14 protein-coding genes and 1 pseudogene are annotated in these 13,098 nt (G+C 70.1%); 10 read left to right on the top strand and 5 right to left on the bottom strand.

Annotation, left to right across the window (positions count from 1 at the left end):
• Positions 1-59 precede the first annotated feature (59 nt).
• A complete protein-coding gene (locus ABFX50_RS03205; RefSeq protein ID WP_346142984.1) occupies positions 60-1,028 on the top strand; it encodes a PucR family transcriptional regulator in 969 nt (322 codons plus the stop codon).
• A 391-nt stretch (positions 1,029-1,419) separates the two neighbouring features.
• On the opposite strand, the pseudogene ABFX50_RS03200 reads toward ABFX50_RS03205, so the two are convergent.
• A pseudogene (locus ABFX50_RS03200) lies at positions 1,420-1,587 on the bottom strand (ClpX C4-type zinc finger protein); the annotation flags it as partial.
• Positions 1,588-1,605: 18 nt separating this feature from the next.
• Positions 1,606-1,932 carry a hypothetical protein gene (locus ABFX50_RS03195; protein WP_346142982.1) on the bottom strand — a complete coding sequence of 109 codons (327 nt, stop codon included), beginning with the start codon at positions 1,930-1,932 and terminating at the stop codon, positions 1,606-1,608.
• A gap of 338 nt (positions 1,933-2,270) precedes the next feature.
• Here ABFX50_RS03195 and ABFX50_RS03190 point away from each other — a divergent pair, with 338 nt between their 5' ends.
• The 4 genes from ABFX50_RS03190 to ABFX50_RS03175 all read left to right on the top strand — a co-directional run bounded on the left by ABFX50_RS03190 (position 2,271) and on the right by ABFX50_RS03175 (position 6,677).
• Entirely contained in the window at positions 2,271-4,094 is a 1,824-nt protein-coding gene (locus ABFX50_RS03190) for a glycosyltransferase family 2 protein (RefSeq protein WP_346142981.1), read from the top strand.
• Positions 4,095-4,168: 74 nt separating this feature from the next.
• A complete protein-coding gene (locus tag ABFX50_RS03185) occupies positions 4,169-5,182 on the top strand; it encodes an energy-coupling factor ABC transporter permease (RefSeq protein WP_346142979.1) in 1,014 nt (337 codons plus the stop codon).
• A gap of 2 nt (positions 5,183-5,184) precedes the next feature.
• The gene (gene cbiQ / locus ABFX50_RS03180) at positions 5,185-5,943 is read left to right on the top strand and encodes a cobalt ECF transporter T component CbiQ (RefSeq protein WP_346142977.1); all 759 of its coding nucleotides are present in this window, start codon (positions 5,185-5,187) and stop codon (positions 5,941-5,943) included.
• On the top strand, positions 5,934-6,677 hold the full coding sequence (locus tag ABFX50_RS03175; RefSeq protein ID WP_346142975.1) for an energy-coupling factor ABC transporter ATP-binding protein: 744 nt from the start codon (positions 5,934-5,936) through the stop codon (positions 6,675-6,677). Before cbiQ ends, ABFX50_RS03175 begins: the two co-directional genes overlap by 10 nt.
• Here ABFX50_RS03175 and ABFX50_RS03170 read toward each other — a convergent pair.
• Positions 6,658-7,674, bottom strand: coding sequence for a potassium channel family protein (locus tag ABFX50_RS03170; RefSeq protein ID WP_346142973.1), 1,017 nt, complete (start codon positions 7,672-7,674; stop codon positions 6,658-6,660). The two genes, ABFX50_RS03175 and ABFX50_RS03170, sit on opposite strands and share 20 nt — an antisense overlap.
• A 72-nt stretch (positions 7,675-7,746) precedes the next feature.
• Here ABFX50_RS03170 and ABFX50_RS03165 point away from each other — a divergent pair, with 72 nt between their 5' ends.
• From ABFX50_RS03165 to ABFX50_RS03145, 5 genes are all read left to right on the top strand, one after another.
• On the top strand, positions 7,747-8,085 hold the full coding sequence (locus ABFX50_RS03165; protein WP_183651030.1) for an STAS domain-containing protein: 339 nt from the start codon (positions 7,747-7,749) through the stop codon (positions 8,083-8,085).
• Positions 8,086-8,144: 59 nt separating this feature from the next.
• Positions 8,145-8,918: an SDR family NAD(P)-dependent oxidoreductase gene (locus ABFX50_RS03160; protein ID WP_344839377.1), complete on the top strand. Its 774-nt coding sequence runs from the start codon at positions 8,145-8,147 to the stop codon at positions 8,916-8,918.
• A 10-nt stretch (positions 8,919-8,928) separates the two neighbouring features.
• On the top strand, positions 8,929-9,696 hold the full coding sequence (locus ABFX50_RS03155; RefSeq protein ID WP_346142971.1) for a crotonase/enoyl-CoA hydratase family protein: 768 nt from the start codon (positions 8,929-8,931) through the stop codon (positions 9,694-9,696).
• Positions 9,697-9,811: 115 nt separating this feature from the next.
• Entirely contained in the window at positions 9,812-10,435 is a 624-nt protein-coding gene (locus ABFX50_RS03150) for a rhomboid family intramembrane serine protease (protein WP_246452039.1), read from the top strand.
• A 63-nt stretch (positions 10,436-10,498) separates the two neighbouring features.
• Positions 10,499-10,669, top strand: coding sequence for a hypothetical protein (locus tag ABFX50_RS03145; protein WP_346142969.1), 171 nt, complete (start codon positions 10,499-10,501; stop codon positions 10,667-10,669).
• Here the strand turns inward: ABFX50_RS03145 and serC are convergent.
• The gene (gene serC / locus ABFX50_RS03140) at positions 10,666-11,775 is read right to left on the bottom strand and encodes a phosphoserine transaminase (RefSeq protein ID WP_183651024.1); all 1,110 of its coding nucleotides are present in this window, start codon (positions 11,773-11,775) and stop codon (positions 10,666-10,668) included. The genes ABFX50_RS03145 and serC overlap by 4 nt on opposite strands.
• A gap of 130 nt (positions 11,776-11,905) precedes the next feature.
• On the bottom strand, positions 11,906-13,012 hold the full coding sequence (locus ABFX50_RS03135; RefSeq protein WP_183651022.1) for a citrate synthase 2: 1,107 nt from the start codon (positions 13,010-13,012) through the stop codon (positions 11,906-11,908).
• Positions 13,013-13,098 lie beyond the last annotated feature (86 nt).

Raw genomic sequence — 13,098 nt, 5'->3', positions numbered from 1 at the left:
GCAGGCTCTTCGCGCCGGCGCATGGTGTGGATGAAGGGACCCGCTCCTACACTTGTCGGATGCAGGCAAGGCTCGACGCGCTCGCGGCGGTCATCGAGCGCAGCGTCTCGGTCGACGACCCCGACGGCCACCTGCTCGCCTACAGCTCCATGCACGCCGACGCCGATCCCGTGCGCGTGGCCGCGATCCTGTCCAGGCAGATCGCCCCCGAGGTCAGCAGGTGGCAGGACAGGCACGGCATCGCCACCGCCACCTCCCCCGTGCGCCTGCCCGCCAACCCCGAGCTCGGGATGGGCGCGCGGGTCTGCGTGCCCATCAGGCACGGCGGGCGCTGCCTCGGCTACCTGTGGCTGCTCGACCCCGGCCAGTCGCTCGACGACGAGGCGCTGGCCCTGGCGGAGGAGGCCGCTCGCGATCTGGCGGCCGACTGGCGGGAGGACCCCGACACGCTGGTCCGCCGTCTGCTCACCACAGGACAGGGCTGGGAGAGGATGCCGCCCCAGCTCGTCCAGGTGTGCGTCGTCATCCCCGTCTCGGCGCGGAGGGAGCGTCACGCCATCGGCGGGTTCATGACCGACACGCACGCGGCCTACCTGCTGCGCCATCCCGCGGAGAGCGCTCCCCTCGAAGAGGGCGTCACCCGCGGCTACAGCGACCCCGCCGGGCTCGACACGGCTCCGGAGAGCTACCGGCAGGCGCTGGCCGCCGCGCATCTCGCCGCGGCCGACCCCGCCCTGCCCTCGCACGTCTCGTGGTCGGAGCTGGGGGTCTACCGCGTGCTGCTCGGCGCGGCCGACGACCCGCTGGCCCCGCTGGACGGCGAGCAGGCCCACACCCTGGAGACCTATCTCGACCTCGGCGGCAACGCCCAGCGCACGGCGGCCCGCCTGCACCTGCACAGGACCACGCTCTACTACCGTCTCGGCCGCATCGCCGGCGCGCTCGGCGCCGATCTCGACGACGGCCTGACCAGGCTCCACCTGCATCTGGCGCTGAAGAGGCGGCGGCTGCCGCCCGACCTGCGTTGAGCCCCCTGCTCCAGCTCCCCGGCCCTGGCCGGGGAGCTGGAGCCCGTTCACTCGGCGGCCAGCCGATCGGCCTCCTCATGCAGCGCGCTGACCAGCAGAAGCTCAAGCCTGAGCTCGGTCAGGTCGGTCGCCGCGAGGCCATCGAGAACCTGCATGGTGGGCCTCCCTGATCATGAGACGCCCCACTGGCCACACCGGTTTACCTGAAGCGCTCCCAGGCCGACTGCCTGGTCATGTTGAGCGAGGCGCCGATGCGCTCCCAGCTCACGTCGCGGGTGCGCAGGTGGCGCACCCAGTCGTGGAGGTTGTCGTCGATCTGCACCTGTACGGCGGCGATCTTGGGGAGGTGGCCGAGGATCTGCTCGACGCTCATCTCCTCCCACATGGGGAGCCTGGGTTCGGGCGAGGCGTCGAGCCGCTCGGCCTCGAGGATCTCGTTGCACAGACCGATGCACTGGTCACAGATGTGGACGCCAGGCCCCGCCACGAGCTTGGCGACCTCGGTGCTCTTCTTGTGACAGAACGAGCAGCGGAGTCTGTCCTTCCACGTGTCAGGCATATCCTGACGGTACGCCTGTCAGGCGACGCCTGACAATCCCTCGTTCATGGCGGTCCTGGTCTCCTCGACCTGCGCCATGATGATGGCGCTCCGCTCCTCGGCGATCTTCCTGCAGATCGTGGTGTAGGCCTGGAGAATTCTGCGGTAGGCCGCACGTGCCTCCTCGAGTTGGGCGTTGAGCGCGAGCACGCGGATGGGGTCTCCGTAGAGTTCGGCCTCCGCGAGCAGGACCCGTGCCTCGTTCACGATCTCCTCGGCGCGCTGCCGTGTGCGGCGCAACAGCGCCGAGCACTCGTACAGCTCGCCCAGTCGTGCGGAGGAGACGATGCGCTCGGCAGAGCGCACGGCTGGATCCTCGGTCGTCTGACGGCTGAGTTCCGTTCCCATTCCTGCCACCTCCCCGGTCAAGGTTGCCTGAGTGTAGACGCGCGATACGTACTTCCGGATCACGCGGGAGGGCCGGGGGTAGGGCACTGTTCCCTGCGGGGATGATTCTCTACGCCCGGGAGGAATTCAGCGCTCCCGCGACACCCCTTTTAATCTGCAAATACGCAGCTCTGAGGCATATGTCTGCTGGCCTAAAAGGACGGGCATGAACACGCCCGATCGGCCACGCCACGCCCTTCCCTAGTCACATACTGAAACGGGATGCAAGCGGAACGTGACGGCTGAGGGGCACGGCTGTGGCTGAACAACCAACGGGGTCCGACGACGGGGGTGTCGACGTCAGCGTCATCATCCCTGTTCACAACTGCAGGGACTTTCTCGATCGCAGCCTGACCTCCGCTCTCGTGCAGCGGGTGAACAAGGAGATCGTCGTGGTCGACGACGGCTCCACCGACGGCAGCGCCGACCTGCTCGACCTCTACGCCCACTACCACCGAGGCGTGATCAGGGTGGTGCGCGCCGAGCACTCCGGCGGCGCGGGCGGCCCGCGCAACACCGGCATCGAGCACGCCAGGGGCCGCTACGTCTTCTTCTGCGACGCCGACGACCATCTCGGGCCCGAGGCCATGGAGCGCATGCTCGCCGTCGCCGACCGCAACGGCTCCGACATCGTCCTCGGCAAGATCGTCGGCCACGGCCGCAGGGCGCCGGTCTCGATGTTCCAGGCCAGCGCCGACCGGGCCGAGCTGGGCACCAGCGCCGTCTACAACAGCCTGAGCTGCTTCAAGCTCTTCCGCAGGGAGCTGCTCGACAGGCACCGCATCAGGTTCGCCGAGGGTCAGCTGGTCGGTGAGGACATCTACTTCAGCGTCCACGCCTACTGCCACGCCAAGGTCATCTCCGTCGTGGCCGACTACGACTGCTACCACCTGGTCGCCAGGCCCGACGGCAGCAGCATCATGCAGCAGCCCTCCAGCCGCGACCCGCTCGGCTGGCTCGCCATGATCAGAAGACCGATCGCGCTGATGGCCCAGCACGTCGAGCCGGGCCCGCTGCGCGACCACCTGCTGCGCCGCCACTTCAGGCTCGACATCTTCGCCCAGCTCGGCGCGCCCTTCCTGGCGGCCGACGAGGTGCGGCGCAAGGAGATCGCGCACGAGGTCGCCGCGCTGTGCGACGAGTGGATGACCCCCGGCGTCATGGCCAGGCTGCCCACCACCGACAGGCAGCGCCTGTCGGCTCTCGGCGACATCGACAGGCTCGTACGGCTGGCCGACATCGAGGCGGCGACCGTGTGGCGCCGCCTGACCGGGCTGCGGTGGGAGGGCGACAGGCTGGTGGTGGAGGGCGAGGCCACCCTCGACGGCCTGGACGGCCAGGGCGGCGTCGCGCTGGTGCTGCGGTCGAGGAACGAGGAGGCGGGCGAGGTGGCCGTGCCCGCCGAGACCGACGGGCACGCCTTCTCCGCCAGGATCGACCTGGCCGAGCTGACCTCAGGCGTGTGGGACCTGCACGTCGCCGTCGAGTGCGAGGGCGTGGTCCGCCTGGGCAGGCTGGGCGCCGACAGGGAGAGCGGCATCACCAGGCCCGCGCCCCGGCTGGTCGGCAACGTGGTCGCGCTGCCGTACTTCACCAGGTCCAACGGCAACCTGAGCCTCGACATCGGCGGGCACGTGCTCACCGTGCCGGGCTCCGTGCGGCTCACCCGCACGAGGTGGGCGCTCGGGCACCGGCTGGTGATCGACGGGGCCATCACGGTCGGGGGAGACGGCATCCCCGAGGCGGGGGCCGTGCGCCAGCTGGTCTGGCGCGAGCGGCACACCGGCAGGGAGCGCACCGAACGGGTGGTGTCGCTGCCAGGCGGGATGTTCGCCTCCAGGCCCGCGGTGGGCAGGTTCGCGCCCGGCACCTGGGACGCCTACCTGGAGCTGGAGCTCGGGGGTCCGCCCGCGCGCTTCAGGATCGAGGCCGACGCGGACACGGTGGCCGAGCCGCGCAGCTGGTGGCGCGGCCCCGTGCGCAGCAGCGTCAGGCCCTACGCGACGGCGGGCAAGGGCAGGTTGAGCACCGTCGTGCGCAAGATCACACCACGCGCCCTCCTTCGGAAGCTCCTCGACTAATTGCCACATATATGCAGGTGCAAAGCCATCACTTAAAGTAGGGACGTTTGATCCCCCTCCATGGAGGCTTGGCTGTGCACGTACCCGATGGCTTCTTCAACGCCGCTACCTCCGTCTCCGCCGGTGTCGTCGCGGCGGCGGGCGTGGCGGTCTGCCTGCGTGGCGCGAAGAGAGAGCTCGACGACCGCACCGCGCCCATGGCCGGTCTGGTCGCCGCCTTCATCTTCGCCGTCCAGATGCTCAACTTCCCCGTCGCGGCGGGCACCAGCGGACACCTGCTCGGCGGCGCGCTGGCCGCGATACTCGTCGGGCCCTACACAGGGGTGCTGTGCATGGCCGTGGTGCTGCTCGTGCAGTGCGTCTTCTTCGCCGACGGCGGCGTCACCGCGCTGGGCATCAACGTGCTGATCATGGGCGTGGTCACCGTCCTGGTCGGCTGGGGTGTCTTCCGCCTGGTCACCAGGGCCGTCAGGAGCAGGGCGGGGGTGAGCGCCGGCGCCTTCCTCGCCGCGCTGGTCTCGGTGCCGGTCTCCGCGCTGGCCTTCTCCGCGCTGTTCGCGGTCGGCGGCACCGCGCCGGTCGACGCCGCCGCCGTGGCGGCCGCCATGGGCGGCGTCCACGTGCTCATCGGCATCGGAGAGGCGCTCATCACCACCGCCACCGTCGGCGCGGTGCTGGCCGTACGGCCCGACCTGGTGTACGGCGCGCGCGGCCTGAGCGCGCCGCTCGTGCTGAAGGGCGCGGACGGCGCGACCTCCACCGTCGCGGCGCCCGCCGCCGACAGCAAGGCCGCGGGCGGCGTCAGGCCGTTCCTGATCGGGGGAATCGGCGTGACGCTCCTGCTCGCGGGCGTGGTCTCCTTCTTCGCCTCCTCCGACCCCGACGGTCTGGAGGCGGTCGCCGAGGACAAGGGCTTCCTCGGCCAGGCCACCGACCACCCGCTCGGCTCGTGGGCGCTGGCCGACTACGGCGACGTGGGCGGGGTCCCCGTCGGCGTCGCGGGCCTCGTCGGCGTGGGCATCACGCTGGTGGTGGCGGCGGCCATCGCCTACGCCGCCCGCCGCAGGGGCAGCAGGACCGAGGTCTGAGCATGGGCGCGGGACACCACCACCAGCTCTACCGTCCGGGCGACTCGCCGGTCCACCGGCTGCCGCCGCACTGCAAGCTGGTGGCGGTGCTCGCGTTCGCGGTCGTCGTCGTGGCCACGCCGCGGGAGTCCTTCTGGGCGTTCGGCTGCTACGCGCTGCTGCTGGCCGCCGTGGCGGTGGTGGCCCGCGTGCCGCTCGGCCACGTCGCGCGGCGGATGGTGATCGAGGTGCCGTTCGTGGCGTTCGCGGTGGCGATCCCGTTCATCGGGATGGGGGAGAGGGCCGAGGTGCTCGGCCTCTCGCTGAGCGTGCAGGGGCTGTGGGCGGCGTGGAACATCCTGGCCAAGGCCTCGCTCGGCGTCGTGGCCTCCATCCTGCTTGCGGCCACGACCGAGCCCCGGATGATCCTTCTGGGCGCGCAGCGGCTGAGGCTGCCCTCGCTGCTGGTGCAGATCGCGATGTTCATGCTCCGCTACCTGGACGTGATCATGGAAGAGATGCGGCGGATGCGGGTGGCCAGGGAGTCGCGCGGCTTCGTGGCGCGCGACGTGCGGCAGATCCCGGTGATCGCGCGCTCGGCGGGAGCGCTGTTCATCCGCTCCTACGAGCGGGGTGAGCGGGTCCACCTGGCTATGCTCAGCAGGGGGTACAACGGATCCCTCCCCGTCATTCACGAAATTTCGGGATCAGGGCGGCAGTGGGTGGTCGCGCTGGCCCTGCCGGTCACCGCACTGGCCGTCCTTGGAGCGTCATGGTGGTGAATTCCCTGGAGGTGCGCGAGCTCGCCTACGCCTACCCGGACGGCACGCAGGCGCTGTTCGGCGTCGACCTGACGATCGGCAGGGGCGAGCGCGTCGCGCTGCTCGGGCCGAACGGCGCGGGCAAGACCACGCTCGTCATGCACCTCAACGGCATCCTCACCGCCGGCCACGGCCTGGTCAGGGTGGCGGGCACGGAGGTGCGCCCCGGCACGCTGAAGGAGATCAGGCAGCGGGTCGGGCTGGTCTTCCAGGACCCCGACGACCAGCTGTTCATGCCGACCGTCCGCGACGACGTGGCCTTCGGCCCCGCCAACATGGGCGTCAAGGGCGAGGAACTGGAGCGCAGGGTCAAGAACGCCCTCGACAGGGTGGGCATGGCCGACCACGCCGACAGGCCGCCGCACCACCTGTCCTTCGGGCAGCGGCGGCGGGTGGCGGTGGCCACCGTGCTCGTCATGGAGCCCGAGATCCTCGTGCTGGACGAGCCCTCGTCCAACCTCGACCCCGCCGCCCGCAGGGAACTGGCCGAGATCCTCCGCTCGCTCGACGTGACCGTGCTGATGGTCACCCACGACCTGCCGTACGCGCTGGAGCTGTGCGAGCGCTCGCTGATCCTGTCAGGAGGGGTGATCGCAGCCGACGGGCCCACCCGTTCGCTGCTGGCCGACCCCGCGCTGCTGGCCGCCCACCGCCTCGAGCTGCCGTACGGCTTCGCTATTCCTGAGGGGCGTTGACGACCAGCACGCGGTCGCCCTCCATGATCGAGGAGACCTCCTGGTCGGCGTAGGTCATGATCCTTCCATCGCGCACGACCGCGACGACCACGCCGTCGCACTGGGAGGGCGACCTGCCGATCTCGTGCGGCTTGACGGGGCGCTCCTCCAGGTCGAGCCCCTTGCCGTAGGCCAGGAAGTCCTCGATCAGCGCGCTGACGGCGGGGCTCTGGGTGGCCACGCCGAGCATCCTGCCCGCCGCCTCGGAGGAGGTGATGACGACGTCGGCGCCGCTCTGCCGTATGAGGGGGTCGTTCTCCGCCTCGCGCACCGCGGCCACGATCGTGGCGCGCTTGTTGAGCTGACGCGCGGTCAGCGTGACGAGCGCCGTGGTGTCGTCGCGCTGGGTGGCGACGATGATCTCCTTCGCCCTGCTGACGCCCGCCCTGTTCTGCACGTCACTGCGGGTGGCGTCGCCGACCACGCCGGCGAAGCCGTCGCCGTTGGCCTCCTCGATCGCGTCGCCGCGCGGGTCGATGACCACGATCGACTCCTTGGCCCGCTCGTTCTCGAGCAGCGTGCGGATCGCGGCCCTGCCCTTGGTGCCGTAGCCGACGATCACGGTGTGGTCACGCAATCTGGACCTCCAGCGGTCGATCAGGAAGTTGTCGCGGGTGCGCTGGGTGAGGACCTCGAGCGTCGTGCCCACGAGGATGACGAGGAAGACGATGCGCAGCGGGGTGACGGCCACGATGTTCACTGTCCTGGCGAGGGGCGTCACAGGGGTGATGTCCCCGTACCCTGTGGTCGACACCGTCACCGTCGCGTAGTAGAGCGCGTCGAGCAGCGAGACCTTGCCGTCGTAGCTGTCCTTGTACCCGTCCAGATCCAGCGCTACCAGCAGGAACACCACGCCCAGAGCGGCGCAGGCATAGGCGATCCTACGCAGAACAGCCCGGATCGGGCTGATCGCGAGGGCCGGCAGGCGTACGCGGGTTCCAGAAAGGTCGTCCTGCATAGTGGTGATCGTAGTTTGTCCATGAGGCCCCCCTGGGGATGTGGAAGTACAGTGGCTCATCGAGGAGGGCAGATGAAGCTGCGGCTGGCGCGTCATGCCATGGGCGATGCCGTGGTGGTGGCCGTGGAGGGAGAGCTCGACCTCTTCACCGCACCCTTCCTCCGCGACGAGGTGCGCGACGCCATCAAACAGGACGGCGCGCGGCTCGTCCTCGATCTCCAGGCGCTGTCGTTCATGGACTCCAGCGGGCTGTCGGTGCTCATCGAGGCCTGGCGGCTGGCCACGGGCGAAGGCGGCGGCGTCTCGCTGGCCGCGCCCCAGGCTCCGGTCGCCCGCATCCTCCGCACCACCGGCCTCGACCGGCGGATAAAGGTCTATTCGGACGTCGACACGGCCGTGGGCGAGATCTGAAGAGAAACTGGGGCACCCCGAGTAGAACTTCATTCGGTTCTCGCGTTAGGGTCCGTGGCATGGACGTCAACGGAGCAGTAGCAATCATCTCGGGCGGGGCCAGCGGGCTGGGCGAGGCCACGGCCCGCGAGCTCGCCCGCCAGGGCGCGACCGTGGTCATCGCCGACCTCAACGAGGAGCGCGGCAAGTCGATCGCCGACGAACTCGGCGGAGTCTTCGTCAGGACGGACGTCTCGGACGAGGGCGACGTGCAGGCGGCCGTCGACGCGGCCGTGGCCACGGGCAAGCCGGTTCGCGTGATCGTCAACAGCGCGGGCATCGGCTGGGCCGAGCGGACCGTCAACCGCGAGGGCGCTCCGCACAACCTCGCCAGCTACCGCAAGGTCATCGAGGTCAACCTGATCGGCACCTTCAACCTCATGCGCATCGGCGCGGCCGCCATCGCCAAGACCGACCCCGTCTCCGAGGACGGGCACCGCGGCGTGGTCGTCAACACCGCCTCCGTGGCCGCGCTCGAGGGACAGACGGGGCAGCTGGCCTACTCCGCGTCCAAGGGCGGCATCGTGGGCATGACCGTGCCCGCGGCCCGCGACCTGGCCGCGATCGGCGTGCGCGTCAACACGATCTGCCCCGGCATCATCGACACGCCCATCTACGGCTTCTCGGGCAACGCCGACGAGTTCAAGGCCAAGCTCGTCGCCCCCGTCGTCTTCCCCAAGCGCATGGGTCGCGCCGACGAGTTCGCCCACCTGGTGCGCTCCCTCGTCGAGAACGACTACATGAACGCCGAGGTCATCCGCTTCGACGGTGGCATCCGCTTCCAGCCCAAGTAGTGAGGTGCGCGTGTCCGCAGAAGAGGTTCTGATCGAGGAGTCCGACGGCGTCGCGGTGATCACGATCAACCGCCCGAAGGCTCGCAACGCCGTCAACGGCGCCGTCGCGCGAGGCATCGTCGCGGCGCTGGACTCCCTGGACTCCCGCACCGACGTGTCGGCCTACGTCCTGACAGGGGCCGGCGGCACGTTCTCCGCCGGCATGGACCTGAAGGCCTTCCTCGCGGGCGACTTCCCCGTCATCGAGGGCAGGGGCTTCGGCGGCATCGCGGAGGCCCCGCCCAAGAAGCCGCTGATCGCGGCGGTGGAGGGCTACGCGCTCGCGGGCGGCTTCGAGCTGGCGCTGTCGTGCGACCTGATCGTGGCGTCGTCGGAGTCGAAGTTCGGCCTTCCCGAGCCCAAGCGCGGGCTGGTGGCGGGGGCGGGCGGCATCATGCGCCTGCCGCGCAGGATCCCCTACCACGTGGCCATGGAGATCGCCCTGACCGGTGACCACTACCCGGCTTCCAGGCTGTACGAGCTGGGCCTGGTCAACCGGATCACCGAACCGGGCGGGGCGCTCGAGGGCGCGCTCGAACTGGCCAGGAAGATCGCGGCCAACGCCCCACTGGCGCTCGCGGCGACCAAGAAGGTGATCATCGAGTCCGCCGACTGGTCGATCGAGGAGATGTTCAAGAAGCAGGGGCCGATCATCAACCCCGTCTTCGGCTCCAAGGACGCGATGGAGGGCGCGGCGGCCTTCGCCGAGAAGCGCGCCCCGCAGTGGAGGGGCGAGTAGCCCTGCTTGTCAGGCTCCTCCCGTTCTCGGGAGGAGCCTGTTTCTTTATGCCGATGAGGGGAAACCCCGCATTACCGTAAAGGGAGACGATCCACCTTCGGCGGCAGGAGAGCGCATGAGTTCCCCCTACGAGTCGGTCAAGCGTGGCGCGGGCGGCCTGCTGCAGGGTGCGCTCGGCGCGCTGCTCCTGGTGGGGGGCATGGTGGTCGTCATGTGGGCGGTCGAGATCTTCGACTACGTCACACCCGGCGACCTCGACGCCGAACTCGGCATCATCGCCTGGTCGCCGGACGGGCTGATCGGAGTCCTGTTCGCGCCCTTTCTGCACGTCGGTTTCGCGCACCTGATGGCCAACTCGCTGCCGCTGCTGGTCCTCGGCTTCCTCGCCGCCTTCCGCGGGCTCGGCAAGTTCCTGTGGGCGACCCTGATCATCATGGTGGTCGGCGGCGTCGGCACCTGGGTCGCCACGCCTCCCGGCGTCGCCACCGTGGGCGCGAGCGGCCTCGTCTTCGGCTACTTCGGGTTCGTGGTCGCACGGGGGCTCTTCGACAGGCGCGCCCTCGACATCCTCGTGGGCATCGGGGTGGCCGTGGCCTACTACTCGCTGGTGTGGGGCCTGGACCCCACCCAGGTGGGCGTCTCATGGCAGGGCCACCTGTTCGGCCTCGTCGGCGGGGTGGCGGCCGCCTGGGTGCTGCGCCGCAAGCGGCTGGCCACGCCGACGTACCCGGCCTACTGAACCTCCGGGTCGCGGCCGGGTCCGCAGGCCCTCAGCGGACGGCTCAGCGGCGCGCAGGGGTCAGTGGAGCGGCGGGCCCGGACACGCGACGAGCGCGTCACCCAGCTGATGCTCGAGACGCTCGCCGCCGGCACCGACAGGCTGCCGGTGCCGGCCAGGTTCGAGCGGAGCGTCGGGCCTGAGGACGCGCTCGCGTCGCCCGACGAGCTGTCCCGCCGGGCGAAGGGCGGCTAGAGGCGCTCGACCACGTAGTCGATGCAGGTGGTCAGGGCCTCGATGTCGGAGGGCTCGATCGCCGGGAACATCGCGACGCGCAGCTGGTTGCGGCCGAGCTTGCGGTAGGGCTCGGTGTCGACGATGCCGTTGGCGCGCAGCACCTTGGCCACCGCCGCCGCGTCGACGGAGTCGCTGAAGTCGATCGTGCCGACCACCTGCGAGCGGAACTCGGGGGCGGCGAACGGCGTGGCGAACGACGACTTGTCCGCCCACGTGTAGAGGCGCTGCGAGGAGTCGGCGGTGCGCGAGGTCGTCCAGGCCAGGCCACCGTTGCCGTTCATCCAGTCGAGCTGCTCGGCCAGCAGGAACAGCGTCGCCACCGACGGGGTGTTGTAGGTCTGGTCCTTGCCCGAGTTGTCGATCGCGACGGGCAGGCTGAAGAACTCGGGCACGTAACGGCCTGAGGCGGCGATCTCCTCGACACGGGCCAGCGCGCGCGGCGACATGATCGCGATCCAGAGCCCGCCGTCGGAGGCGAAGCTCTTCTGCGGCGCGAAGTAGTAGACGTCGGTCTCGGAGATGTCGACGGGCAGGCCGCCCGCGCCCGAGGTCGCGTCGACCAGGACCAGGGCGTCGTCGCCGCCGACCCGCCTGATCGGCATCGCGACACCGGTGGAGGTCTCGTTGTGGGTGAGGGCGTAGACGTCGACGCCCTCCTCGGCCACGGCCTCGGGGTGGGTGCCGACCTCCGACTTGATGATCGTCGGCTCGCCGAGCCACGGCGCCTTGCTGACGACCGCGCCGAACTTGGAGGAGAACTCGCCGAAGGACAGGTGCTGCGACTTCTCGCGCACCAGCCCGAAGGCGGCGATGTCCCAGAAGGCGGTGGTGCCGCCGTTGCCGAGCACCACCTGGTAGCCCTCGGGCAGCGAGAACAGGTCGGCCAGGCCGGAGCGGACTCTGCCGACCAGGTTCTTGACCGGCTTCTGTCGATGGGAGGTGCCCATCACGCTCGCGCCCGAGGAGGCGAGCGCGGACAGCTGCTCGGGTCGGACCTTCGAGGGCCCGCAGCCGAAGCGGCCGTCGGCGGGCTTGATGTCAGCGGGAATCACGATGTCAGCCACCTGCCCAAGCCTACTGAGCCGTCTCGCATGGCTTGTCCTGGGTCCGGGATATGAGATTCGCACCCTCTTGGGGGGGAAACGAGAAACGGCCCGCTGGAGGAATCAGCGGGCCGTTACCGAGGAAGAGGTGTCAGATGATGCCGACGACCTCGTCGGCGCCCGGCACGTCGCTCAGCGGACGCGTGGCGGGGCCCACGTAGTTCGCGCTTGGGCGGACCAGCCTGCCCGTGCGCTTCTGCTCCAGGATGTGCGCGGCCCAGCCGGCCGTGCGGGCGCAGGTGAACATCGAGGTGAACATGTGGGAGGGAACCTCGGCGAAGTCGAGGACCACGGCGGCCCAGTACTCCACGTTGGTGGCCAGCACCCGGTCGGGCTTGCGCGCGTGCAGCTCCTCGAGAGCGGCCTTCTCCAGCGCTGCGGCCACCTCGTACCGAGGAGCGTCGAGCTCCTTGGCGGTGCGGCGAAGCACGCGGGCGCGCGGGTCCTCGGCGCGGTAGACGCGGTGGCCGAACCCCATGAGGCGGTTACCGGCGTCGAGCTCGCTCTGGACGTACTTCTTGGCGTCGCCCAGCTTCTCGACGCCCTCGATCATGTGCAGCACGCGGGCGGGGGCGCCACCGTGCAGCGGGCCGGACATCGCACCGACCGCACCCGACAGCGCGGCGGCCACGTCGGCGCCGGTGGAGGCGATGACGCGGGCGGTGAACGTGGAGGCGTTCATGCCGTGCTCGGCGGCGGAGGTCCAGTAGGCGTCGATGGCCTTGACGTGCTTGGGGTCGGGCTCGCCGCGCCAGCGGACCATGAACCGCTCGGTGATGGTCGCCGCCTCGTCGACCCTGCTCTGCGGCACCATCGGCAGGCCGAGGCCGCGCGCGGACTGCGCCACGAACGACAGGGCCATGACCGACGCGCGCGCGAGGTCGTCGCGAGCCTGCGCGTCGTCGATGTCGAGCAGAGCCTTGAAGCCATAGGCCGGAGCCAGCATGGCCAGCGCGCTCTGCACGTCTACGCGGATGTCACCGGAGTGGACAGGGATGGGGTACGGCTCAGCCGGCGGAAGGCCGGGCTGGAACTTGTTGTCGACCAGCAGACCCCAGACGTGCCCGAACGGGACACGGCCGACCAGATCTTCGATGTCGACGCCCCGGTAGCGAAGGGCGCCCCCCTCTTTGTCCGGTTCCGCGATCTCGGTCTCGAAAGCCACAACGCCTTCGAGGCCGGGTTTGAAGTCGGACATTCTCGGCCGCCTCCCTTTCTTGCCGTGTGGGCAATCCGTACTCATGGTCGCGGCCCGCTTCGGAGTGTGTTCGCATCCCCGGAGCC

Origin of the sequence: Nonomuraea recticatena (genome assembly GCF_039533245.1) — a bacterium.
Taxonomy (GTDB): Bacteria; Actinomycetota; Actinomycetes; order Streptosporangiales; family Streptosporangiaceae; genus Nonomuraea; species Nonomuraea roseola.
The sequence above is the reverse complement of the archived record's forward strand: the minus strand, read 5'-3'. Positions and strand labels throughout refer to the sequence as shown.